Source organism: Devosia lucknowensis, assembly GCF_900177655.1.
Classification (GTDB): Bacteria; Pseudomonadota; Alphaproteobacteria; order Rhizobiales; family Devosiaceae; genus Devosia; species Devosia lucknowensis.
In genome coordinates, this window is record NZ_FXWK01000001.1 from 1 (window position 1) to 22,502 (window position 22,502).

The window sequence follows — 22,502 nt, forward strand, 5'->3', positions numbered from 1 at the left end:
TCCCATCCCGAACTCGACCGTCAAATCCCTCCGCGCCAATGGTACTAAGTCTCAAGACTTGGGAGAGTAGGTCACTGCAAGGTCTGCCAAAAACATACTTCCTCTCCACAATACCAAAATCACCAACGCCCCGTCCAAAAGACGGGGCGTTGGCGTTTGTACGATGATCTGCGCCGTCTATCAGGTTGCTTCAGTGGCTCGGTCGAAGGCACTTCGTCCCAAAGCCAACGCCTTAACCTCCCGCCACAACGCATTCCGGATGCCTGCATAGGCCGGATCAGTCTGAACCGATGCGGTCGAACGCGGTCTTGGAAGCGAGACGTCGATATCATTGACCACCCGCCCCTCAGCCATGACGATAACGCGGTCGGCCAGCAGCAAGGCCTCGTCGATACTATGCGTCACGAACAATACCGTGGGTTTGGCTTGTTCACAGAGGGCCACAAGATCTTCCTGCATGAACTCGCGTGTCTGAGCATCGAGGCTGGCAAAGGGTTCGTCCATCAGCAAAATCTGAGGTTTCCCGACGAGGACGCGTGCAAGAGCAACGCGTTGCCGCATGCCGCCCGACAGTTGCGAGGGATATTGGTCCGCCCAATCGGCAAGGCCGACATGATCGAGCGCATCAAGGGCCGCGCGACGGCGCTCAGACGTGCTTCTCATGCTGGCTTCAAGAGCGAAGCCGACATTGTCAGAAACGGTCCGCCACGGAATGAGCCGAAAATTCTGGAACACAAAACCGATGTCCGGCCCCGGCCGAGGCTCTGAGCCGTCGACGGAGACGCGACCTGTGTCGGGCGCAATGAGACCGTCCGCAAGCCGAAGCAGGGTACTCTTCCCGCAGCCGGACGGCCCCACGATCGCTACGAACTCACCGGCGCCGATGTCGAGCTCCAGGGAGTCCACGGCCCTCTTGCAACCGCCACCCTGAAGTGCGAACGACTTGCTGACACGTTCGAACCGGAGAGGCTTGCCGCGCGCGCCGCTCATCGATCGGCGCGATCCAGGCCGTCCTCGATCCCCAGCGTAGCCAAGGCCGCATCCACGGCACGAAAGTCCGCCCAGTCCGCGAGAGGGGGCACCGAGATTGCAGAGAAGTCCTCGGTCTGCTGCATCCAGGTTGACGTCTGCCGCAGATCTTGCGCACTCATGCCGCCGTTGACGGCCCAGCTTGTGGCAAACCGGGGCGCAAGGCCCTCGAGAAGGGCCCTGTCGGTGCCGGGCAGTACGCGTTCCATTGCCTCGACCCATTTCTTCGGATCGTCAGCCATGTCACGGCTGATGCGGATCAGCGCGCGGACGACTGCGACCACCTCGTCGAACCTGGTGTCGAGGACGGTCTGGGGAACGACATTCACCTTGTTTACCAGCGGAGCGGCTGCGTAATAGTCCGCTGCTTCGACAAGGATATGCAGGCCGGTGATATCGGGTAGGGATGCCCATGTGCCGATCGAGAGTGTGGTCGCGTCGATCTGTCCGGCAATCAGGGCCTGAGCCCGCACATTCGGCTGTCCGAGGCTGACGACCTGTGATGCATCCAGGTCGCCGCCCAGTTCGGTGAGCACGAGGTTGGATAGCGAATGATCGATGCTGCCGATCCGTCCGACACCAAAGCGGGCACCGGCGAGATCGGCGACATCAGCTATGTTGTCCTTAGACGCGATCAGGAAGGGCAGGGAGGTGTTCGGCGACGTCACCGCCCTCAGGTCATCGGCGCCCGAGGCATAGGCCAGCAGCAATGCGTCGACGCCGATATTGGCCATCTCGCCCTCGCCCGCCTGCAGCGCGGCCAGTGCCGACGGTGTCTGCTGGACGCGCACCAGTTCAACGTCCACGCCTTCGCGCTCGAAGTAGCCCAGTGTAACCGCCAGGTCCATGACGGAGTTCGGGACCAGCGGCGGCTCCAGATGCGTCACTATGAGCCGAAATGGCCGGTCGGATTGCGCCAGCACCGGCACGGCCGCAAGAGACGCCACAACAATGGCGATGAACAAGGCTTTGAGGGATGTGGTGAACATTGAAGAGCGCATTTCAGGTTGACCAGCGCGTAAGGCGCGCTTCGAGCAGGCGGAGCAATTCGGTGACGACGACGCCGACGCAGGCAAGCGTCAGGACGATGACGAAATACTCGGCCATGCGGAAACTGTTCCCATAGAGTGCGAGCAGCCCGCCAAGGCCGCTCACGGCGGTGTAGAGTTCGGCGACGACCGTGTTGATGAGACCGATCGTGGCGCCAATGCGCAATCCCGTAAGGATATAGGGTACTGCGCCGGGCAGGACGATAGCGCGAAAGATGCGGGCACGTCCGGCGCCGACCGACCGCGCCATTTCCACGAGATCCGCATCTGCCTGTCGCACGCCGGCGTAGGTATTGATGACGATTGGCATGATGGCGCCTAAAAACACAATGAAGAGCTTGGCCTCGAGGCCGAGCCCGAGGAGCACGATGACCAGGGGTATAAAGGCGACACGAGGTGTCGCTGCCAAACCATAGATGTAGATTTCAAGCGTTCGACCCAGAAGCCCGAAGGCTCCCATGAGGACGCCGAGAGGCAGGCCCACCGCCACCGCAATCGTGACGCCACCGAGATAGGTGGTGAGGCTCGTCCCCAGGGCCGCCGGCAATTTGCCCTCGGCCCAGAGACGTCCCGCGGCGAGAGCCGTGTCGAGCGGCGTCGGGATCAGGTTGCGACTGACTGTCTGCGACGCGACCCACCACAGGCAGATGAGAACGACGAATACGCCGAGGCGGGCCAAGGCGACGGTGAGTGTGTCGCTCGTTCCTTCTCGCCTCATGCTTACCTCCGTTCTCGACGCCCGCAGGCGCCATGGCTGGTGTGGCAAGGGTTGTGCGCCTTGTCCAGTGCAAGCCTTTTTCAGCGCCCATGTTTACCGTCTACGACGGCTGGGTGGGCTCAGAGTACAAGCCGCTTGGCGCGACATCGGACAGCCTTGGAATTGTTCAGGCCCTGGCGCACGGCTTCCGAGTGAGACAGACAGCCTCGGCATTTGTCTCCGGGGTTGTCGTTCTGGCCGGGGACCGTTTACTTTCGTAAAATCACAATTCGGCACGGGACATGACCAAGACCAGTCGCGATCACTTCCCTCGCTCGACCTTCCCAAGACTGCTCGGCTATCCCGGTTTCGCAGCATTTTGGTTGGCGGACAGCCTTTCCAATGTCGGCATCTTCGTTTTTACACTGTCGCTTCAATTGCTGCTCATCGACGTGATGAGCGCCGGGCCGCTCGAGATCGGCTGGGTCCGGTCCGCGCAATGGCTTCCGTCTCTGTTGTTCGGGCTTGCCGCCGGCGTTGTGATCGACCGGCTGCCCAGAAAGCGGCTGCTGATCACTGCGGATTTGATCAGTTGCGCCTTGCTTCTGCTCATTGCCGCCCTGGCGATGACGGGGCACCTCAACCCGATTTTGCTCGCAGCCCTTGTCTTTGGTCTCGGCACTGCTGCGGTCTTTCAAGGCGGTGCCCACCAGTCCTTTCTGGCCGACATGCTGCCGACCGAGCTGCTGACCGCGGGCAATGTGAAATTGAGCCAGACTTACACCGCCGCCCAAACATTGGGTCCCCTACTCGGCGGGTTGCTTGTTCGCACCGTCGGTGCGCCACTGGCATTGCTCGCGAATGCCCTGTCCTATGGCGCATCCGCGCTGCTGTTGATGCGCGTGCCCCAACCCACACGGCACGTGCCGCCCCAAACGCGGTCGCTCGCTGTGGAGCTTCGGGAGGGGATATCCTGGGTCTATGGCCACCGTCTGCTCGCACCCTATGCCTGGTGTCTCCATCTCTGGTTCATCGGGAACGCGATTGCGGGCACGATTTTCGTTTTCCACGCGACCAGCCTGGGCCTCAATCCGGCTCAGATTGGCTTGACGCTGGCATGCGCCGGTCTGGCTGGTATTGCGGGAGCCGCATTGGCCGAGCCGATATCGCGCAGGATCGGCTGGGGGATTGCGATCCTGAGCGCTGATTTCATCACGGGTGCAGCGTGGATTCTGGCTGCATTTTCACAGATGGATTTTGCTTTGCCGATACTATGCGCGGCACAGTTCATCTACGGCTTCGGGCTTGGAATGCGCGGCCCGCTCGAGATGACTCTGCGCAATACGCTGACGCCTTCGGCGTTGCGCGGGCGCATGAACACAACGATCCGTTCCATCAACTGGGGCTTAATCGCGGTCGCCGCGCCGCTCGGGGGCTGGGTCGCGACCCGGATCGGAACAGGCCCAACGCTTTCACTTGCGGGCGCCATCATGATCGGAACCGGCTTGGCATTGCTTGCGTCCCCTTTTCGCGGGGCTTCGATCAGCGACGCGAATTCGGCTGGCTAGGTGGAACGCGCAACGTGGAACGGTGGAGCGTTGGAGTGAGAGCACCAAAATGACAAATCCTCGCGACGTCAAATATGCCAACCAAAGCATTGCGCGATGGCAGGATGCGTTGAAACAACGAGCACTGCTGGAAACCAACAATATCGCATTTGCCTGCTTGCGCGGTTTTCTGCACGAAATCAGAGCGCGCTTGAGCGTCGACGACATCGCTCGTTTTGGTAATCGCCTGCCCGCCGTCCAGCGCGGTGTATTCTATCAGGACTGGCTGCCAGCCCCGCCTGTGCCCTGCGTGTCGCTCGGCGAATTCGAGACGGCCCTGGCGCAAAGGCTGCTGCCCCATATCCACATGCCGGAAAACATTTCCGGTGACGTGCTTTGGGTAATCAAAACCGAAAGCGAACCTTTTGAAGCTGCCCAATTGCGCAAGGTCCTGCCATATCCATTGCAGGACCTGTGGGACGGACTGTGAGGCGCCAGACAATCGTTGAGCAGCTCACGCTCTGCGCGGCCAGGCCGACAACGTCAAAGCAGCACCCGAAGCGTCCGCCTGAGCGCAAGGCAAATCGGCCGACGGTCCTTGGTTACCGAGAGATATGGATGGAGCGGGTGAAGGGAATCGAACCCTCGTCGTAAGCTTGGGAAGCTTCTGCTCTACCATTGAGCTACACCCGCGACGGTCTCTAGATGCTGGAAATCGGATCGACCGTCAAGCGGCCTGCACGTGCGATCATTGCTGCTGTTGCTGTTGGGCCTGACGCTGTTTGTCTTCGAGGCTGAGGCCTTCCGTGCTTCCTTCAGCACCTCTTTCCGCCCCGGTGCCTGAAGCGTCGGCAGCGTCGGCTGAATTGTCTTTGCCTGCATTGGGGGGCGAGTGCGAAGACGAATTATTAGCGATGTTCACGCGGATTTTGCGCATCTTCACGGTCCCTGCGAGGTTGGTGACGCTTCTGTAATGACCTTTGCAGCTTGATGTTCGCCGTACTTATGCGGATTGTATCAGGATATTTACGTTGGCGGTCATCGACTTCTTTTTCATGGCGCACGAGCCTGGCCTGATCGTGCTCGCCGCCGCGATTTGCCTGATTTCTTCGTATGCCTGCATAGGCCTTCTGCGTCACGCCCGGCGTGCCGGCGGACACATGCGAAATGTCTGGACCGGCGTTGCGGCTGCAGCAGTCGGTTTTGGTATCTGGGCAACCCACTTCGTCGCCGTGCTGGCATACCGCCCCGGGTTTACCCTGCACTACGACCTCGGCCTCACGCTTCTTTCCATGCTTGTCGCTATTGTTGTGTGCGGCACCGGCATCGCGATGGCCATTCGTGGCGAGAACCGGCGCGATCAGTTCCTTGGTGGCGCCGTGGTGGGTCTTGCCATCTCGTCGATGCACTATATCGGCATGGCGTCGCTGATCATGGGCGGCCGGCTGCAATGGAATCCGGCGTTGGTTTCGCTGTCCATCCTTGCAGGGATAGTTTTGGGCGGCCTTGCCTTCACGACTGGCATGGGTGGCAATATCCGACGTACGCTGAGCGGCGCCCTGCTGCTTACATTGGCTATCTGCGCCATGCATTTCACCGCCATGGCCGCCGCCGATTTCACTCTCTGCTTTCCGTTGCTGGCCGATGGCGAGCTCAACGGGTTCTGGATGTCGATCCTGCTCACGGTGATTTCGCTGATCCTCCTTGGCCTGGCACTCGGGAGTTCGGTGCTGGACGAAGCGGATCGTCGCCGCACCCAACGCGAACAGGAACGCGAATTGCGCGACGCTGCTCAAATCCTTGCTGTGACGCAGAAGCTCGAGCTGGCTATGACGCACATGGCGCAGGGTCTGGGGCTTTACGGCGCCGATGGACGCCTGCAGCTTTACAACCAGCGGTTTCCGTCATTGCTGGGCATGGATGCCGCGAACGATCTTACCGGGTCGAGCTTTCGTGAAACGTGCCGAAGAACCATCGTCGCCGCGGGTATAGTGCCGGAACTGGTCGACGAACGCGTCGAAGCGACCTTGGCAACCCACGGGCCGCTGATCGCTGGCGGCGGTGAAATCGTCATACCCTTTGCCGAAGACAGGGTCCTCCAGGTGAGCCATAGCCCGGTGGGCGATGGCTCCTGGGTGACGACCGTAGACGACATTACCGAGCGGCACCGCTCGCAGCGCGCCATCGCTCACTTGGCGAGGCATGATGGTTTGACCGGCCTTCCCAACCGGGCGCGCTATCACGAATCTTTCGAATTGGCGCTTGAGAAGGCAGGCGAGGTTCGCGGCAAAGTAGCGATCATCGCGATCGACCTCGATCACTTCAAGGAAATCAACGACAACCACGGACACGCCGCCGGCGACCTTGTGCTGAAGACGCTCGCCAGTCGCTTCAATGCTGTTCTGCGCGAAGGGGAAACCGTTGCGCGCCTGGGCGGCGACGAGTTCGCTGCCATCAAGGTCTTCGCCAGCATGGATGGTCTGCGTGACTTCCTGGGACGACTGGAAGAAGCCTTGACGCGTCCGGTCGACAACGACGGCATCACAATAGCTACGGGCGGCAGCATCGGCGTCGCTGTGTGGCCCGATGATGGGCGCGATATTTCCAAGCTGATGAGCAATGCCGATCTTGCCATGTATCGGGCAAAAGCCGAATTCGATCGGCGCATCTGCTACTATGAGCGGGACATGGACGAGCAGGCGCGCGAACGCCGCGACATGGCGCGTGATCTGTGGACTGCCGTCGAGAATGACGGCTTCCACCTTGCCTATCAAGTGCAAAAGTCCGTCGCGACCAGCGAGATCACCGGCTACGAAGTGCTGCTCCGTTGGAACCGGCCCGGATATGGCGAAGTGTCGCCGGCGGACTTCATTCCGGTGGCCGAAGAGTGTGGGGCCATCAACGCCATCGGCGTCTGGGTTCTCAAGGTGGCGTGTCTCGAGGCGGCGTCATGGCCCGAGCCGTTCAAGATCGCCGTCAACGTCTCCGGTCTGCAACTCTCGCAGATCGAGCTGATCGCTACCGTTCGCAACACGTTGCTGATGTCCGGACTTGCGCCGCATCGCCTCGAGCTCGAAGTCACCGAGACATCCATCATTGGCGACAAGCAGCGCGCGCTGCATATCCTGCGCCAGATTAAGGCGCTCGGCGTATCCATCGCCATTGACGATTTCGGCACTGGATATTCATCGCTCGAAACCTTGCGCGCCTTCCCATTCGACAAGATCAAGCTCGATCGGTCGTTCATGAGCGAAGTCGAGAGCAACGAGCAGTCCAAGGCCATCGTCCGCGCCATACTCGCGCTGGGTCGCAGCCTCTCCGTCCCGGTTCTGGCAGAAGGCGTCGAGACGAGCGCGCAACTCGACGTTCTGCGCAAGGAAGGCTGTACGGAAGCGCAGGGCTTCCTGTTGGGACGTCCCGGCGCCATCGACTGGAGTGACCGACTTGAGCTGGGGATGCGAGCCTGAGGCTGTTTCGGCATTTAAGTTGACCATGCGCTGCGCCGGGAAGTAGCGTGCGGCCATGGTAACGATCAAAGAAATAGCGGCTGCTGTGGGCGTTTCGAGCGCCACGGTGTCCCGTGTTCTCAACTACGACTCGACCCTTTCGATCTCCAATCGAAAGCGCCAGGCGATCATCGAGACGGCCGAAGCGCTTAACTATGCAACGCCTCGCAACCGTGCCCGCGCCAACCAGCAAGGCTTGACCAAAGTCGCATTGGTGCATTTCCTGGCGCCCGAACGCGAGCTTGTCGATCCTTACTACGTTGCCTTGCGTCTCGGCATCGAGCGCCGCTGCGCGGCTCTGAAGATCGAGACGGTGAAGGTCTATCACACCGATGCCAAGCCCGATGCGAAGCTGCTTCAGGAGGCATCGGGCACCATCGTCATCGGCCGCCACGATGAGGACGAGACCGATTGGCTGCACCGCAATTCGCGCCAGATCGTCTTTGCCGATCACGTGCCCTACGATGACCAGATCGACTCAGTTTCCGCCGATCTGCGTGCCGCCATGGAGAAGCTGCTGGCAGCGCTCGCCCAGCGTGGTTATCGGCGGATCGCCTATATCGGCTGGGGAGATCGGCGCGCCCAGGCCTTCGTACAGTGGATGACTGCTGCTGGATGGTTCGATGACCGGCTGTTCCGTAGTGGTGACAACACCGAGGAGGGTGGCTACCGCCTGACCCGCGACATCATCGCGCAGCGTCGCCCGTTCGACGCCATCGTCACCTTCAACGACTCCATGGCCATTGGCGTATACCGCGCCTTGCACGAAGCGGGCCTATCGATCCCGCAGGATATTGGCGTCGCGAGTTTCAACGATATCTCGGTCGCGCAATTCCTTAATCCGCCTCTCACGACCGTGCATTTGCCGGCCGAGGAGATTGGCGAGGCTGCGGTCGAACTGTTGCTCGAACGCGTTGGCGGACGGGAATTGGCCAAGCAGATCAATCTGGCATCGCGGATCGTATGGCGCGCCAGTACGCGCGTTATGCCGGGTGAAACCGCGTAGTAAATTTTTCGCAGTAAAAATTTACTGAAATTCTTGCGCCCGGCTCAAAAGTCATATTAGTCTGCTCTCAGGGTGAGAAGGAAACACCCAATTGGGAGGATTAGCAATGACCCGCATGTCTACCGGCCTCAAGCGTTCGCTCGCCATCGTTCTGGCCAGCGTCTCTGCCATGACCGTTACCGCCGCCTATGCTGGCGAAATCACCGTATGGGCTTGGGACCCGAACTTCAACGGCGCCACCATGAACAAGGCTGCCGAAATCTATAAGGCCAACCATCCGGATACCACCGTCACCGTGGTCGACTTCGCCAAGGCCGACCTCGAGACCAAGTTGCAGGCGCAGCTGGCCTCCGGCACCACCGATGGTCTGCCCGACATCGTGCTGATCGAAGACTACGGTGCACAGAAGTACCTGCAGTCGTTCCCGGGCGCGTTCGAGCCCCTCTCCGACAAGATCGATCTCTCAGGCTTCGCACCTTACAAGGTTGAGCTCGCCACGCTAAATGGTCAGGGCTATTCGCTGCCCTTCGACTCCGGTGTGACTGGCCTGTTTTACCGCTCCGATATCCTGGAAGAGGCCGGCTACACTGCCGCGGACCTCGAAGGCATCACCTGGAGCCGCATGATCGAGATCGGCAAGGACATCAAGGAAAAGACCGGGCAGATCATGTTCCCGATCGATCCCAATGATGCTGGTATCTTCCGCATCATGATGCAGTCCGCAGGCTCCTGGTACTTCAATGCCGATGGCAGCGTGAACATTGCTAATAACGACGTGTTCAAGGCCGCTCTGAAGACCTACCAGGATCTCATTGCATCAGGCATCACCAAGCCGGTCGCCGGCTGGACCGAATACACCGGGTCGTTCACCTCGGGTGATACCGTCGGCACCGTCACAGGTGTGTGGATGACGGGCACGATCAAGGCCAATGCCGACCAGTCCGGCAAGTGGGGCGTTGCCCCCATTCCGGCTCTTGACGGTGTTGAGGGTGCAACCAACGCATCCAACCTCGGCGGCTCGAGCTGGTATGTCATGTCCTCCGCTCCGAACAAGGAAGAGGCCATCGACTTCCTCAATACCGTCTGGGCTCAGGACGTGAACTTCTATCAGGAAATCCTGGTCAATCAGGGCGCCGTCGGCTCGCTGCTGGCCGCTCGTGAAGGCGAGGCTTACTCGGCTAACGACGATTTCTTCGGTGGGGCGCCCGTCTGGCAGCACTTCTCCGATTGGCTCGCAGCCATCCCGGCCGTCAACTACGGCATCTTCACCAACGAAGCCGATGCGGCTGTCGTGGCGCAGATCCCGGCCCTGACCAGCGGTGGCAACATCGACGAGATCGCTGCGGCGATCGAAGCCCAGGTCAACCAGCAGGTCCAGTAACAACGGATCACCGAAGGCGGCTTGCCGTCTTCGGCCTCCCCGAGACCCTCGTGCTGACGCGCGGGGGTCATCGGCGATTTTTGGCTCCGGCATTTGGAGGTTGGTGTGGCGAAATCGGGATATGAGCGCTCCGCGCAGGTGAGTGGCTGGCTGTTTGTGCTGCCGGCGCTGGTCCTCCTGGGCGTCTTCATGATCTATCCGATCATCTGGTCGCTCTGGATGAGCTTCCAGGTCGGACGCGGCATGAACCTCAGCTTTGGCGGGTTTACCAACATAATCCGCCTCACGCAGGATCCGGTTTTCATCCGGGCCCTCACCAATACCCTGATCTTCCTGGCCATCCAGGTGCCGATCATGCTGGTGCTGGCGTTGTTGTTCGCCAATGCGCTCAATGACAGCAAGCTCTGGGGCCGGAGCTGGTTCAGGACCGCGATCTTTCTGCCCTGTGTGACCTCGCTCGTCGCCTATTCCGTGGTCTTCCGCTCCATGTTTGCCCAAGACGGCATCATCAATCAGATGCTGATGGGTCTGCACATCATCTCTGGCCCCATTCCGTGGATGGCCGATCCCTTCTGGGCCAAGGTCGTGATCATCAGTGCCATCACCTGGCGCTGGACCGGCTACAACATGATCTTCTACCTCGCGGCCATGCAGAACATCGATCGTTCGATCTATGAGGCCGCCAAGATCGACGGTGTCCCCGCCTGGGCGCGCTTCTGGTACATCACCGTGCCGATGCTCAAGCCCGTGATCCTTTTTACAACCGTCATCTCCACCATCGGTACGCTGCAGCTGTTTGACGAGCCCAACCTCATCCCGTCCACGCCTGGCGCCCCATCGGACTCGACGCTCACCCTGTCGCTCTACATCTTCAATCTGAGCTTCAAGTTCATGCCGAGCTTTGGCTACGCCTCGACCGTGTCCTACGTGATCGTGGTCCTGGTGGGCATTATGACCCTGATCCAGTTCCTGGCTGCCCGGGAGCGCCGCACATGAGCAACCCCATCGCTCTCGTCGGCCGCGCCGCGACATACGCTCTCCTGCTTCTCGCAGCTTTTGTTTCGGTCTTCCCATTCTTCTGGATGGTTGTGGGCGCAACAAACACCTCGGCCGAGATCATCAAGGGCAAGGTGACGCCGGGCAGTGCGCTCTGGACCAACGCCGTCAACTTTTTCAGCTCGGTGGACATGCCGCGTATCCTCTTCAACTCCTTCTTCATTGCAGGAGTGGGGACCGCACTGACGCTGCTCGTGTCGTCGTTGGCAGGCTATGGCTTCGAGATGTTCCGCAGTCGCTTCCGCGAGAAGATCTTCGGCGGGCTCTTGCTGATGCTGTCGATCCCGTTTGCCGCGCTCATGGTTCCGCTTTTCATCATGATGGCGAACCTCAAGATGATTAACACCTATCAGGCAATCATCCTGCCCACCGTGGCGTCGATCTTCATCGTCTTCTACTTCCGTCAGGCCACGAAGGCATTTCCGCACGAGTTGCGCGATGCCGCACGCATCGATGGTCTCAAGGAATGGCAGATTTTCCTGTTCGTCTACATGCCGGTGATGCGCTCGACCTACGCGGCGGCGACCATCATCGTCTTCATGACCAATTGGAACAACTACCTTTGGCCGCTGATTGTGCTGCAGACCAATGAGATGAAGACCCTGACCCTCGTGGTCGCCGGTCTCACATCTGCCTACACGCCTGATTTCGGCGTCGTCATGGTCGGTGCGATTTTTGCGACCTTGCCCACCCTCATTATCTTCTTCCTGCTCCAGCGTCGCTTCGTCGAAGGCATGCTGGGGGCCGTCAAATAGAGTTATCCATGCGTCCCCTTATCGATTTCAATTCTGGCTGGCTGTTCGAAGGCAAGGACACCGTCCGCCTGCCGCATACGGCGGTGGAACTGCCCTTCACCTATTTCGACGAGAAGGCGTATCAGCGTGTCTTCACCTACGAGAAGCGCTTCACTGCCGATGCAACTTGGCATGGCAAGGACGTTTCTGTGGTGTTCGACGGCGCCATGGCCAATGCAAAGGTGAGCCTCAACGGCTTCGAAGTCGCTGCCCACAAGGATGGCTATACGCCTTTCGAAGCGCGCCTCACCGATCGTCTCGAACCAGGCGAGAATGTTCTTACCGTTACCATCGACGGCAGCGAAAACCCCGAAATCCCGCCCTTCGGTGGGCAGATCGACTATCTCACCTACGCCGGCATCTATCGCGAGGCATGGCTGCGCATAACTGCGCCGGTGTTTATCGAAAATGCGAAGATCGAGACCCCCAACGCGCTTGCCGATAGAAAGTCGGTGACCGCCCGCGTTACCCTGGCCAACCCGCAAAACCTGCCCCTCAAGGGTGCGATGGATGCGCAGATACTCGATGCATCCGGAGAGCTGGTCGGCGCTCCGCTATCGGTAGAGGTCACCGGCGCGGCCGTGTCGATCGCCTTTGATGACCTGACCAAGATAGAGCTCTGGGACCTGAACAATCCCGCGCTTTACACCCTGTCGCTCAAGCTGGACACATCAGCCGGACAGGACGAAGCCACTTTCCGTTTCGGTTTCCGCACCGCCGAATTCACCACCGAGGGCTTCATGCTCAACGGCAAGGTGTTGAAGCTCCGTGGCCTCAATCGCCACCAGTCGTTTCCCTATGTCGGTTATGCCCTGGGCAAGTCGGCTCAGGAACGCGACGCCGAAATCCTCAAGCGCGAGCTCAAGCTCAACATGGTGCGCACCTCGCACTATCCGCAAAGCCACTATTTCCTCGACCGCTGCGACGAGCTCGGCCTCCTGGTATTTGAGGAAATTCCGGGCTGGCAGCATATAGGCGGAGAGAGCTGGAAAGATGAAAGCGTCGAAAACGTTCGGCGCATGATCACCCGTGACTGGAACCACCCCTCCATCGTCATCTGGGGCGTGCGCATCAACGAGTCGCAGGACGACCACGATTTTTATGTTCGCACCAACAAGCTGGCGCATGAGCTGGACTCGACCCGCTCGACCGGCGGCGTGCGCTACATCACCGACAGCGAACTGCTCGAAGACGTCTATACGATGAACGACTTCATCCTCGGCAACGAGGAATGGGGTGGTAATCGCCCGCGCACGCCCCTCAGGCCGCAGCAGGAAGTGACCGGTCTTCATCGCATCGTGCCCTACATGATCACCGAATATGGCGGGCACATGTACCCGACGAAGTCCTGGGATCAGGAACAGCGTCAGGCTGAACATGTGCTGCGGCACCTCGAAGTCATGAACGCGGCTTATGGCGATCCGCAAATAGCCGGCTGCATTGGCTGGTGCGCTTTCGACTACAACACGCACAAGGACTTCGGCTCCGGCGACCGCATCTGCCACCATGGCGTCATGGACATGTTCCGCGAGCCCAAATTTGCTGCCTATGCCTATATCAGCCAGTGCGACCCCGAAGACGAAGTCATTCTCAAGCCGGTCACTTTCTGGGCCCGTGGTGAGCGCAACATCGGCGGCGTGCTGCCACTGATGATCCTCACCAATTGCGATGAGGTCGAGCTGACTTACGGCAAGAACGCTCCCAAGCGCTTCAGGCCTGATCGCGAAAAGTTTCCGCACCTGCCGCATGCGCCCGTCGTCATCACCCGCGCACACCTGACCGACGAGGAGCTCGGGCTCTGGGGCATGAGCTGGGAGGATGCCACTGTCACCGGCTATGTCGACGGTAAGGTCGTCAAGACGGTCAACTTCATAGCTGACCCGATCGCACACGAACTGCAGGTCGAACCGGATGTGACCGAAATCGGCGCCGATGGCGATACCGTGCGTGTGATGATCCGGGCCCTGGATCAGTCCGGCAAGAAGTTGCCATTCTTCCCCGAACCCGTGTCAGTCGAGGTTTCGGGCGCCGCCGAGCGTCTCGGGCCAGGTCTGGTTCCGCTGCGGGCCGGCTCGACCGGCTTCTGGCTCCGCTCGACAGGCAAGGGCTCGGTCACCGTCACCGTCACCAGCGACCGCCTGGGGCGCGCTGTCTCAACTCTCTCCGCAAGCTGAGGAAACCTTTCCATGTCCGGATTGAAGCTGACCAACGTCAAGAAGTCCTTCGGGTCCGTCCAGGTCATCAAGGGCGTGGATCTTGAGATCGCCGACAAGGAGTTCGTGGTCTTCGTCGGCCCATCGGGCTGCGGCAAGTCCACCTTGCTCCGCATGATTGCCGGCCTGGAGCAGATTTCCAGCGGTGATCTTTTCATTGGCGACAAGCGGGTCAACGATATCGATCCATCGCAGCGCGGCATCGCCATGGTCTTCCAGACCTACGCCCTCTATCCGCATATGACCGTGCGGGAGAATATGGGCTTCGCGCTGAAATTTGCTGGCGCGCCGAAGGCGGAGATCGAACAGCGGGTTGCAGAAGCCGCGCGTATCCTGGAACTCGGGCCATTGCTTGATCGTCGCCCGGGACAGTTGTCAGGCGGCCAGCGCCAGCGTGTCGCCATCGGACGTGCCATCGTTCGCCATCCGGAGGTGTTCCTTTTCGACGAGCCGCTGTCCAATCTCGACGCGGAACTGCGCGTGCACATGCGCATCGAGATTGCCCGGCTCCATCAGGAGCTCCAGACCACGATCATTTACGTGACCCACGATCAGGTTGAAGCCATGACCCTGGCCGACAAGATCGTTGTCCTGCGCGACGGCCTGATTGAGCAGGTCGGTTCGCCACTCGAGCTCTATGACAATCCCGACAATATCTTCGTTGCCGGCTTTATCGGTTCGCCCAAGATGAACTTCCTCAAGGGCACGGCTGAGGGCAGCGGCATCCGGCTCGTCGACTTCCCTGGGCAGGTCATCCCGTCACCGGTCCAGCTCACAGCCGGTGAAACGGTGACCGTGGGCATACGCCCTGAGCATTTCACCGACGAAGGCAGTGCTTCGCTCGACGTGACGGTGGAAATCGTCGAGCACCTGGGCGGGGAAACCTATGCCTACGCCCGCGACAAGGGTGCGGAACTCCTGACCATAGCCACCGACAATAATCGCTTGCTCAAGAAAGGCGATCGTCACGCCGCCAGGTTTGATCCGGCGGACGCACTTGTATTCGGCGTCGACGGACGGCGTATCCGCTGAAGCCTACTGCAGCAACTGGCCGCTGTTCATGAAATAGCGCTCGAATAGCGGTGTCGTCGCGGCCCCAATGGCGCGCGCATTGAAGCCCACGGTGGCCGCCTCGACCCTTGGGGCGATCAGTCCGCGCATATCCTGATTGACGAGATAGCGCCTCGTCCGGTCGACAAGCTCCTGCTTGACCGCAGCGGGGAATGCCCCATCGATCAGGATCGCCTCGAAATCGATCACGGCGCAGACCGAAAGGCTGGCGCGCGCCAGTTCCTGCGCCGTGCGGCCGATCCAGGGTTCGACGAAACGGGCATACCGGTCCCAATCCTGGGGCTGGACCCAAAGTTCTGCAGGGTTGTGACCGTTCTCGGCGAGGCGCGCCTCAAGCAGGTGAATCGAGGCCGTGTCGATCAGTTGCTGGCTTTCACCCTGTGGCCCGAAACTCCGCAGTGATCCCAATGCGCCGGCATTGCCCTGATAGCCCTGATACACCGAGTGGTTGAGGACGATGCCACCACCAATGAAGGCTCCGATAAAGAAGTAGGCATAGTCGCGGAATTCTTTGCCGCGGCCGTAAATGTGTTCCGCCTGGCAACCTGCCGTGGCATCGTTGACCATGTAGACGGGCAGCTCGGAGAACGTGTTGACCTCGGCGACGATGTCGATATCGCGCCATGACGAGAATTCGTCCGGCGGAGCACCGACGATCTCATTCCATTTCCAGAGCTCGAACGGCGTGCCGATGCCAATGCCGCAGATGCGCTTCTGCTCGGAAGGGCTGCACCGATCAAGAATCTCGGCAATGCCCTTGCGCAGGAATTCGAAGATCGGGCCGGGCAGGGGATATTGATAGGTGGTTTGAAGCTGGTGTCGGACGGTGCCGCGAAAGTCGGCCAGCAACAGGACCGCGCTGCGGCGACCGATCTTGCACCCAAAGGAAAGGACGCCCCCTTCGGCCAGACTCATCGGAACGGAGGGCTTGCCAACCTTGCCTTTTACCGGCGCTCCTCGCGCCAGAAGGCCCTCACGCTCCATTTCTCTCAAGATGATTGAAACTGTTTGCGGCGAGAGGTTTGCGAGGCGGGCGAGGTCGCTTCCAGCCATAGGACCATTGCGCTGCAGCAATGTGAGAAGCAGCCGCTCGTTGTGGTCCCTGACCCCGCTCTGATTTACGCCTCGACTGAGGCTTCGGATAACTGGTTCTCCCATGCGGCGCACCATAGAGACACGTCCAGCAGCGCGAAAGATGCGCGAGTCAAAATAAATAAATAAAATAGATTTATATATTGACGGTGGCCTGAAAGCCCGACACGATGGCCTTGTCAAATGAGCAGGCTCGGAGGAGCCGCAGGGGAGGAGCCCTGCCGCGATTGGCCTGCATACCGGGAGAGTAGAGATGAAGAAGCTGCTTATCGGCACCGCTTTGTGCGTCGCCGCCATGGCGCCGGCTGCCATGCCGTCTGTGGTTTTTGCGCAGGACGCCGTATCTGCGTGCCTGATCACCAAGACCGACACCAATCCGTTTTTCGTCAAGATGAAAGAAGGCGCCGAGGCAAAGGCGGCCGAATTGGGCGTCACGCTCAAGTCTTTCGCCGGCAAGATCGATGGCGACCACGAGACCCAGGTGGCTGCAATCGAGACCTGTATCGCCGATGGCGCCAAGGGGATCCTGATTGCTGCGTCTGACACCTCCGCTATCGTCCAGTCAGTTCAGAAGGCTCGCGATGCAGGCCTCTTGGTTATCGCGCTCGACACGCCGCTCAATCCCATCGATGCGGCTGACGCGACCTTTGCTACCGATAATTTCCTGGCCGGTGAACTGATCGGCAAGTGGGCGGCGGGCAAGCTCGGCGCAGAAGCGGCGAATGCCAAGATTGCAATGCTAGACCTCGCAGTCAGCCAGCCCAGCGTCGACGTTCTTCGCGATCAGGGTTTCCTGACCGGTTTCGGCATCGACGTGGGCGATGCGAACAAGTGGGGCGATGAGTCCGACCCGCGTATCGTGGGCCACGACGTCACCGCCGGCAACGAGGAGGGTGGCCGCAAGGCAATGGAGAACCTGCTCGCCAAGGATCCGATGATCAACATGGTCTACACCATCAACGAGCCGTCCGCAGCCGGTGCATACGAAGCGCTCAAGTCCATCGGTCGCGAGAACGACGTAACCATTGTCTCCGTGGATGGCGGTTGTCCCGGCGTTGCAAACGTCAAGGACGGCGTGATCGGTGCAACCTCGCAGCAATACCCCCTCCAGATGGCAGCGCTCGGCGTTGAGGCCATCAAGGCCTGGGCGGACAACGGCGCCAAGCCAGCACCCACGGAAGGCAAGGACTTCTTCGACACGGGCGTAAAGCTTGTGACCGACCAGCCCGTGGAAGGCGTGGACTCCATTGATACCGCGGAAGGCGAATCTCTCTGCTGGGGTTGATCCCGAGCGATGCTTTTATGAGTGCAGGGCCGTGAATGGCCCTGCACCGACTGGGAACCGGGGAGGACACCCATGACAAACCAGACCGAGGCCGACAGAGGGCTATTGGGACAAAGCGAGGCGGTCGCAAGCTTCGAGCATGAAAACACCCTGCTTTCGCGTGTGCAACACGCGCTGCACTCCAATCCCGCGCTCGTACCGCTGATTGTCCTCGTGGCATCGGTGCTGGTGTTCGGGGTTCTTCTGGGCGGAAAATTCTTTTCTTCTTTCGCCCTGACGCTCATTCTTCAGCAGGTTGCCATTGTCGGCATCGTCGGAACGGCGCAGTCCCTGGTTATTCTGACGGCCGGTATCGATCTTTCGGTCGGCGCCATCATGGTGCTCAGTTCGGTGATCATGGGCCAGTTCACCTTCAAATTGGGCCTTCCGCCCGCCGTCGCGATTGCCTGTGGGCTTGTGGTCGGCACCTTCATCGGTTTCATCAACGGCTGGCTGATCGCCCGCATCAAGCTGCCCCCGTTCATCGTCACCCTGGGCATGTGGCAAATCGCTCTGGCCACCAATTTCCTCTATTCGGGCAACGAAACCATCCGGGCGCAGGAGATCGAGGTCAACGCGCCGCTGTTGCAGTTTTTCGGCCAGTCCTTCTCCGTCGGCGGCGCCGTATTCACCTACGGGGTGATCTTTTTCATTGGGATCGTCCTGATCCTGGCTTATGTGCTGCGCCACACGGCCTGGGGCCGGCATGTCTACGCGGTGGGTGACGATCCTGACGCGGCGGCGCTTTCTGGCGTCAACACCAAGCGCATCCTGATTTCGGTCTATGCCCTGTCCGGCCTCATCTGTGCCTTTGCCGGATGGGTGCTGATCGGACGCATCGGCTCGGTTTCGCCCACGTCGGGCCAATCGGCCAACATCGAAAGCATCACTGCGGTGGTGATTGGCGGAATTTCGCTTTTTGGAGGCCGTGGATCGATCCTCGGCATGTTCTTCGGCGCCTTGATCGTCGGGGTTTTTTCACTGGGTTTGCGTCTGCTTGGTGCCGACGCCCAGTGGACATACTTGCTCATTGGCGCGCTGATCATCGCCGCCGTCGCGGTGGATCAGTGGATCAGGAAGGTGTCTGCGTGATGGAACCCATTCTCTACGCCCGTAACCTGAACAAGCGCTATGGCCGCGTGACCGCGCTCGACAATTGCGACTTCGATCTGATGCCCGGCGAAATCCTGGCCGTCATTGGTGATAACGGCGCTGGTAAGTCGTCGCTGATCAAGGCGCTGTCTGGGGCGATACGTCCCGACAGCGGCGACATTTTCCTGGAAGGACAGCGCGTAGCGTTTTCGTCGCCGATCGATGCGCGCTTGGCGGGTGTCGAAACGGTCTACCAGACGCTGGCCATGTCACCGGCGCTGTCGATTGCAGATAACATGTTCATGGGCCGCGAACTGCGCAAACCCGGCTTCATGGGCAAGGTGCTTCGGCAGCTTGACCGCCCGGCAATGGAACGGATCGCGCGGAAAAAGCTCAGCGAGCTGGGGCTGATGACCATCCAGAATATCAACCAGGCCGTGGAAACATTGTCGGGCGGCCAGCGACAGGGGGTTGCGGTGGCAAGGGCCGCAGCCTTTGGTTCCAAAGTCATCATCCTCGACGAGCCGACCGCCGCATTGGGCGTCAAGGAGTCGCGCAAGGTACTGGACCTTATCCAGGATGTCCGCTCACGCGGCATTCCGATCATCCTGATCAGCCACAACATGCCGCATGTGTTCGAGGTCGCCAACCGCATCCACGTTCATCGGCTGGGCCGTCGTCTCTGCGTGATCGATCCCAAAGACTACACGATGTCCGATGCGGTCGCGTTCATGACTGGAGCAAAGGCCGCGCCCGGAGCGACGTCGGCCGCAGCGTAGGGCGCTGTGGAAACACCTTGGCCGGCACTTGTCCTCCTGCCGTCCATTGAAGCCGGTGTGCTACCCGCGCGCCGGCTTCAGCCTGCAAATGGCCTGAAATGCTTTGAGAGCTTGAGGGTCTGAGCCTGGTAATTGGAGCCAAAGGCGCTTCCATAGAGCCGGTCCGGCTTTTCTGCCAGCTCTTCATAGATCAGCCGGCCGATGTTCTGGCCGTGACCAAGCAGGAACGGTACTTCGCGGCTGCGCACCTCTAGAACGGCGCGGCTCCCACTACCGCCCGCGGCCGAGTGGCCAAACCCAGGATCGAAGAAGCCGGCGTAGTGGACACGGAATTCACCGACCAGCGGGTCAAATGGCACCATTTCCGCAGCATGGGTGGGCGGCACGTGAACCGATTCAAGGCTTACGAGGATGTAGAACTCATCGGGGTCAAGGATCAGCTCGCTGCGGCCGCGTGCATAAAGCGGCTCCCAGAAGTCCAGCACGTCGAGTGCGGACTTTTTGTCCACGTCGACCACCGCGGTGTGGCGCTTGGAGCGGAAACCGATAAGCCCGTCGCGGCCCTGGCCCTCGAGATCGATGGAAAGCGCCACGCCATTGTCGACCGGCTGGTCGCCCCCCACCACCAGCGTGTCGGAAGCATGCAGCGCCTGATGCTGCGCTACCGACAGGCGCGCGTCTCCACTGCGGAACCGCATTTGTGTCAGGCGCGAGCCGGTCCGCACGAGCACCGGGAAGGTGCGAGGACTGATCTCGAGATAGAGTGGGCCGGAATAGCCTTGCGGCAACTGGTCGAAGCCTCGGGCCCGGTCTCCAATAATGCGTGTGAACACGTCGAGACGGCCAGTCGAACTCTTGGGATTGGCTGAGGCACTGACGTCCGCTGGCAGCCGGAGGCTCTCCTCGAGCGGCACGAGGTAGACGCAGCCGCGTTCGAGCACGGCGCCTTTCGTGAGGTCGATTTCGTGAAGCTTGAGCGCTTCAATGCGTTCGGCGACCGAATGGCTCGGACCGGGAAGAAAGCTGGAGCGAACGCGGAACGCAGTCTTGCCGAGACGAAGATCCAGGCTTGCCGGCTGCACCTGATCCGCATCGAACGGCCGCGATGCGATGATGGCACCCTCGTCATGAAGCTTTTCGATCAACCGTGCCGTGAAGACACCCTTGGGCCAGGTTTCGGTCATCGTTCTGCTTTCTACCTTCGCGAGCGTGTCCCGCGCTTCCCGCGCCGTGTTCGCCGAGCTCATCCGGGCGATCCAGCATTCTTGTGCCAAGTCTGGATTGCCCGGACAAGCCGGGCTGTGACGATAGGATGGCGGCGAATGGGTTTATTCCCCAACAAGCCGCGATTGACGGCCGCGCCGAGTTCGCACTAACGTAGCCTCAGTGGTGATTTGGCCGGTCGCTTGCAGCCACTTGAGACAGCAGTCTCGAACGATAAGTGCTAAAGACCGTCGTGAACCGGCCGCCAGTGCGTGCCGGTTTTTTGTTTGAAAGCGTGACCATGTCCAAGAACGACAATCCTTTGAACGATCCCAGGAAGCTCTCGGCAGCGACGCAGATGGTTCATGGCGGCGGCATGCGTTCGGGCTTCAACGAGACCAGCGAGGCTATTTTCCTCAATTCGGGCTACTCTTACCCGTCGTCCGAACATGCCGAGCTGCTGTTCCAGAACAAGATCCCCGGCGCGCACAATTACTCCCGCTTCGCCAATCCCACCGTCGACATGTTTGAAGATCGGATGGCCCTGCTTGAAGGCGCTGAAGCTGGCAAGGCCTTTGCCTCGGGCATGGCCGCCGTCACCAATGCGGTGATGAGCCAGGTGCGGGCAGGCGACCACATCGTGGCCGCCCAAGCGCTGTTTGGCGGCTGCCGTTATGTCGTCGAGGACTATGCCCCACGTTTCGGCGTGGCGTCCACGCTGGTCGATGGGCGTGACCCGGAGAATTTCGCCCGGGCCATGCAGCCCAACACCAAGGTGGTCTTCATCGAGACCCCCACCAATCCGACGCTTGAACTGGTGGACATCAAGGCCGTGGCCGATATTGCCCACGCCCATGGAGCCAAGCTCATCGTCGACAATGTCTTCTCGACGGCGCTTTATCAGAAGCCGCTCGAGCTCGGAGCTGATCTCGTAACTTATTCCGCCACCAAGCATATCGATGGTCAGGGCAGGGTGCTCGGCGGAGTTGTCCTGGGATCAAAGGAATTGATCGAGGGCGACGTGCACACGTTCCTGCGCCAGACCGGCGCAACCCTCAGTGCCTTCAATGCCTGGGTCCTGCTCAAGGGCCTCGAATCCTATAGCCTCCGCGTCGAGCGGATGACCGACTCTGCCGAAAAGGTAGCGGCCGCGCTGGCTGGGCATCCAAAAATCGAACGGATTATCTATCCTCACCATCCAAGCCACCCCCAGTTTGACTTGGCCAGGCGGCAGATGACCCGTGGGTCGACTTTGCTCGCGATAGACGTGAAAGGCGGTCAGACGGGCGCATTTGCGCTGTCCGACAATCTGGCCGTCGTTCTCATCTCAAACAACCTGGGCGACGCGAAGTCCCTCATCACCCATCCAAGGACCACTACCCATGCGCGGCTCACCGAGCAGGTGCGGCTGGAGACCGGGGTCACGCCGGGTCTGCTGCGCCTTTCGGTCGGCCTGGAAGATCCAGACGATCTCGTTGCCGACCTGATGTATGGTCTGGATCAGGTGTGATGCAGAGGGCAGCAGAGGCCTCACTCCCAATGGGGGAGGCCGGGTGGGGGTGGGTCCGTGCGATTGGGGTCGCGGTTTTTGCCGCGACACTCGCCTTCGCCACTCCTGCTCTCGCGCAGCCGCTTCCACATCATGCCGATCCGGACGCTCGGG

The 22,502-nt window shown here is 60.4% G+C and carries 19 protein-coding genes, 1 tRNA gene, 1 rRNA gene and 1 pseudogene; 14 read left to right on the top strand and 8 right to left on the bottom strand.

What is annotated here, in order from left to right; translation table 11 throughout:
- Positions 1-83, top strand: a 5S ribosomal RNA gene (rrf, locus tag CCK88_RS18860); the annotation flags it as partial.
- 97 nt (positions 84-180) lie between these two features.
- Here rrf and CCK88_RS00005 read toward each other — a convergent pair.
- The 3 genes from CCK88_RS00005 to CCK88_RS00015 are packed head-to-tail and all read right to left on the bottom strand — an operon-like array spanning position 181 to position 2,796.
- Positions 181-990, bottom strand: a complete 810-nt coding sequence (locus CCK88_RS00005) for an ABC transporter ATP-binding protein (protein ID WP_086468522.1) — start codon at positions 988-990, stop codon at positions 181-183.
- Entirely contained in the window at positions 987-2,018 is a 1,032-nt protein-coding gene (locus tag CCK88_RS00010) for an ABC transporter substrate-binding protein (protein ID WP_086468523.1), read from the bottom strand. Before CCK88_RS00010 ends, CCK88_RS00005 begins: the two co-directional genes overlap by 4 nt.
- A gap of 13 nt (positions 2,019-2,031) precedes the next feature.
- Entirely contained in the window at positions 2,032-2,796 is a 765-nt protein-coding gene (locus CCK88_RS00015) for an ABC transporter permease (RefSeq protein ID WP_086468524.1), read from the bottom strand.
- Positions 2,797-3,077: 281 nt separating this feature from the next.
- Here CCK88_RS00015 and CCK88_RS00020 point away from each other — a divergent pair, with 281 nt between their 5' ends.
- Together CCK88_RS00020 and CCK88_RS00025 are read left to right on the top strand one after the other, a co-directional pair.
- Positions 3,078-4,343 (top strand): MFS transporter, encoded by a 1,266-nt coding sequence (locus CCK88_RS00020; protein WP_086468525.1) that lies wholly within the window; start codon positions 3,078-3,080, stop codon positions 4,341-4,343.
- 49 nt (positions 4,344-4,392) lie between these two features.
- Positions 4,393-4,812, top strand: a complete 420-nt coding sequence (locus CCK88_RS00025) for a DUF2267 domain-containing protein (protein ID WP_086468526.1) — start codon at positions 4,393-4,395, stop codon at positions 4,810-4,812.
- Between the two features lie 129 nt (positions 4,813-4,941).
- Here CCK88_RS00025 and CCK88_RS00030 read toward each other — a convergent pair.
- Positions 4,942-5,015: transfer RNA gene (locus CCK88_RS00030), tRNA-Gly, on the bottom strand.
- 55 nt (positions 5,016-5,070) lie between these two features.
- The gene (locus CCK88_RS18175; protein WP_140048838.1) at positions 5,071-5,259 is read right to left on the bottom strand and encodes a hypothetical protein; all 189 of its coding nucleotides are present in this window, start codon (positions 5,257-5,259) and stop codon (positions 5,071-5,073) included.
- A 94-nt stretch (positions 5,260-5,353) separates the two neighbouring features.
- On the opposite strand from CCK88_RS18175, the gene CCK88_RS00035 reads away from it, so the two are divergent.
- From CCK88_RS00035 to CCK88_RS00065, 7 genes are all read left to right on the top strand, one after another.
- Positions 5,354-7,789 carry an EAL domain-containing protein gene (locus CCK88_RS00035; protein ID WP_210189886.1) on the top strand — a complete coding sequence of 812 codons (2,436 nt, stop codon included), beginning with the start codon at positions 5,354-5,356 and terminating at the stop codon, positions 7,787-7,789.
- A 55-nt stretch (positions 7,790-7,844) separates the two neighbouring features.
- The gene (locus tag CCK88_RS00040) at positions 7,845-8,834 is read left to right on the top strand and encodes a LacI family DNA-binding transcriptional regulator (RefSeq protein ID WP_086468527.1); all 990 of its coding nucleotides are present in this window, start codon (positions 7,845-7,847) and stop codon (positions 8,832-8,834) included.
- Between the two features lie 106 nt (positions 8,835-8,940).
- Positions 8,941-10,215, top strand: a complete 1,275-nt coding sequence (locus CCK88_RS00045) for an ABC transporter substrate-binding protein (protein WP_210189887.1) — start codon at positions 8,941-8,943, stop codon at positions 10,213-10,215.
- Between the two features lie 105 nt (positions 10,216-10,320).
- Positions 10,321-11,211 (top strand): carbohydrate ABC transporter permease, encoded by an 891-nt coding sequence (locus CCK88_RS00050; protein ID WP_244557392.1) that lies wholly within the window; start codon positions 10,321-10,323, stop codon positions 11,209-11,211.
- Entirely contained in the window at positions 11,208-12,026 is an 819-nt protein-coding gene (locus CCK88_RS00055; protein ID WP_086468528.1) for a carbohydrate ABC transporter permease, read from the top strand. The genes CCK88_RS00050 and CCK88_RS00055 overlap by 4 nt, the downstream gene beginning before the upstream one ends.
- An 8-nt stretch (positions 12,027-12,034) precedes the next feature.
- Positions 12,035-14,239: a glycoside hydrolase family 2 protein gene (locus CCK88_RS00060; RefSeq protein WP_086468529.1), complete on the top strand. Its 2,205-nt coding sequence runs from the start codon at positions 12,035-12,037 to the stop codon at positions 14,237-14,239.
- A gap of 12 nt (positions 14,240-14,251) precedes the next feature.
- Positions 14,252-15,310, top strand: a complete 1,059-nt coding sequence (locus CCK88_RS00065; RefSeq protein ID WP_086468530.1) for an ABC transporter ATP-binding protein — start codon at positions 14,252-14,254, stop codon at positions 15,308-15,310.
- Positions 15,311-15,313: 3 nt separating this feature from the next.
- Here the strand turns inward: CCK88_RS00065 and CCK88_RS00070 are convergent, their stop codons facing one another.
- Together CCK88_RS00070 and CCK88_RS18820 are read right to left on the bottom strand one after the other, a co-directional pair.
- Complete coding sequence (locus CCK88_RS00070) at positions 15,314-16,264, bottom strand: ROK family protein (protein WP_244557484.1); 951 nt, start codon at positions 16,262-16,264, stop codon at positions 15,314-15,316.
- Positions 16,265-16,318: 54 nt separating this feature from the next.
- Positions 16,319-16,753: pseudogene (locus CCK88_RS18820) on the bottom strand (winged helix-turn-helix domain-containing protein); the annotation flags it as partial.
- Between CCK88_RS18820 and CCK88_RS00075 the strand changes: the two are divergent.
- From CCK88_RS00075 to CCK88_RS00085, 3 genes are all read left to right on the top strand, one after another.
- On the top strand, positions 16,695-17,726 hold the full coding sequence (locus CCK88_RS00075; protein WP_086468531.1) for a sugar ABC transporter substrate-binding protein: 1,032 nt from the start codon (positions 16,695-16,697) through the stop codon (positions 17,724-17,726). The pseudogene CCK88_RS18820 and the gene CCK88_RS00075 sit on opposite strands and share 59 nt — an antisense overlap.
- A gap of 72 nt (positions 17,727-17,798) precedes the next feature.
- The gene (locus CCK88_RS00080) at positions 17,799-18,857 is read left to right on the top strand and encodes an ABC transporter permease (protein WP_086468532.1); all 1,059 of its coding nucleotides are present in this window, start codon (positions 17,799-17,801) and stop codon (positions 18,855-18,857) included.
- On the top strand, positions 18,857-19,636 hold the full coding sequence (locus tag CCK88_RS00085; protein ID WP_086468533.1) for an ATP-binding cassette domain-containing protein: 780 nt from the start codon (positions 18,857-18,859) through the stop codon (positions 19,634-19,636). The genes CCK88_RS00080 and CCK88_RS00085 overlap by 1 nt, the downstream gene beginning before the upstream one ends.
- A gap of 77 nt (positions 19,637-19,713) precedes the next feature.
- Here the strand turns inward: CCK88_RS00085 and CCK88_RS00090 are convergent, their stop codons facing one another.
- Positions 19,714-20,820: a 2'-deoxycytidine 5'-triphosphate deaminase gene (locus CCK88_RS00090; RefSeq protein ID WP_086470731.1), complete on the bottom strand. Its 1,107-nt coding sequence runs from the start codon at positions 20,818-20,820 to the stop codon at positions 19,714-19,716.
- Positions 20,821-21,140: 320 nt separating this feature from the next.
- Here CCK88_RS00090 and metZ point away from each other — a divergent pair, with 320 nt between their 5' ends.
- Entirely contained in the window at positions 21,141-22,349 is a 1,209-nt protein-coding gene (gene metZ / locus CCK88_RS00095; RefSeq protein WP_086470732.1) for an O-succinylhomoserine sulfhydrylase, read from the top strand.
- The last annotated feature ends 153 nt before the right edge of the window (positions 22,350-22,502 follow it).

Excerpts from the sequence above, each read along its gene's own strand:
- CCK88_RS00005 (WP_086468522.1), bottom strand. The coding sequence starts at position 990 with ATGAGCGGCGCGCGCGGCAAGCCTCTCCGGTTCGAACGTGTCAGCAAG.
- CCK88_RS00010 (WP_086468523.1), bottom strand. The coding sequence starts at position 2,018 with ATGTTCACCACATCCCTCAAAGCCTTGTTCATCGCCATTGTTGTGGCG.
- CCK88_RS00015 (WP_086468524.1), bottom strand. The coding sequence starts at position 2,796 with ATGAGGCGAGAAGGAACGAGCGACACACTCACCGTCGCCTTGGCCCGC.
- CCK88_RS00020 (WP_086468525.1), top strand. The coding sequence starts at position 3,078 with ATGACCAAGACCAGTCGCGATCACTTCCCTCGCTCGACCTTCCCAAGA.
- CCK88_RS00025 (WP_086468526.1), top strand. The coding sequence starts at position 4,393 with ATGACAAATCCTCGCGACGTCAAATATGCCAACCAAAGCATTGCGCGA.
- CCK88_RS18175 (WP_140048838.1), bottom strand. The coding sequence starts at position 5,259 with ATGCGCAAAATCCGCGTGAACATCGCTAATAATTCGTCTTCGCACTCG.
- CCK88_RS00040 (WP_086468527.1), top strand. The coding sequence starts at position 7,845 with ATGGTAACGATCAAAGAAATAGCGGCTGCTGTGGGCGTTTCGAGCGCC.
- CCK88_RS00045 (WP_210189887.1), top strand. The coding sequence starts at position 8,941 with ATGACCCGCATGTCTACCGGCCTCAAGCGTTCGCTCGCCATCGTTCTG.
- CCK88_RS00055 (WP_086468528.1), top strand. The coding sequence starts at position 11,208 with ATGAGCAACCCCATCGCTCTCGTCGGCCGCGCCGCGACATACGCTCTC.
- CCK88_RS00060 (WP_086468529.1), top strand. The coding sequence starts at position 12,035 with ATGCGTCCCCTTATCGATTTCAATTCTGGCTGGCTGTTCGAAGGCAAG.
- CCK88_RS00065 (WP_086468530.1), top strand. The coding sequence starts at position 14,252 with ATGTCCGGATTGAAGCTGACCAACGTCAAGAAGTCCTTCGGGTCCGTC.
- CCK88_RS00070 (WP_244557484.1), bottom strand. The coding sequence starts at position 16,264 with ATGAGTCTGGCCGAAGGGGGCGTCCTTTCCTTTGGGTGCAAGATCGGT.
- CCK88_RS00075 (WP_086468531.1), top strand. The coding sequence starts at position 16,695 with ATGAAGAAGCTGCTTATCGGCACCGCTTTGTGCGTCGCCGCCATGGCG.
- CCK88_RS00080 (WP_086468532.1), top strand. The coding sequence starts at position 17,799 with ATGACAAACCAGACCGAGGCCGACAGAGGGCTATTGGGACAAAGCGAG.
- CCK88_RS00085 (WP_086468533.1), top strand. The coding sequence starts at position 18,857 with ATGGAACCCATTCTCTACGCCCGTAACCTGAACAAGCGCTATGGCCGC.
- CCK88_RS00090 (WP_086470731.1), bottom strand. The coding sequence starts at position 20,820 with ATGACCGAAACCTGGCCCAAGGGTGTCTTCACGGCACGGTTGATCGAA.
- metZ (WP_086470732.1), top strand. The coding sequence starts at position 21,141 with ATGTCCAAGAACGACAATCCTTTGAACGATCCCAGGAAGCTCTCGGCA.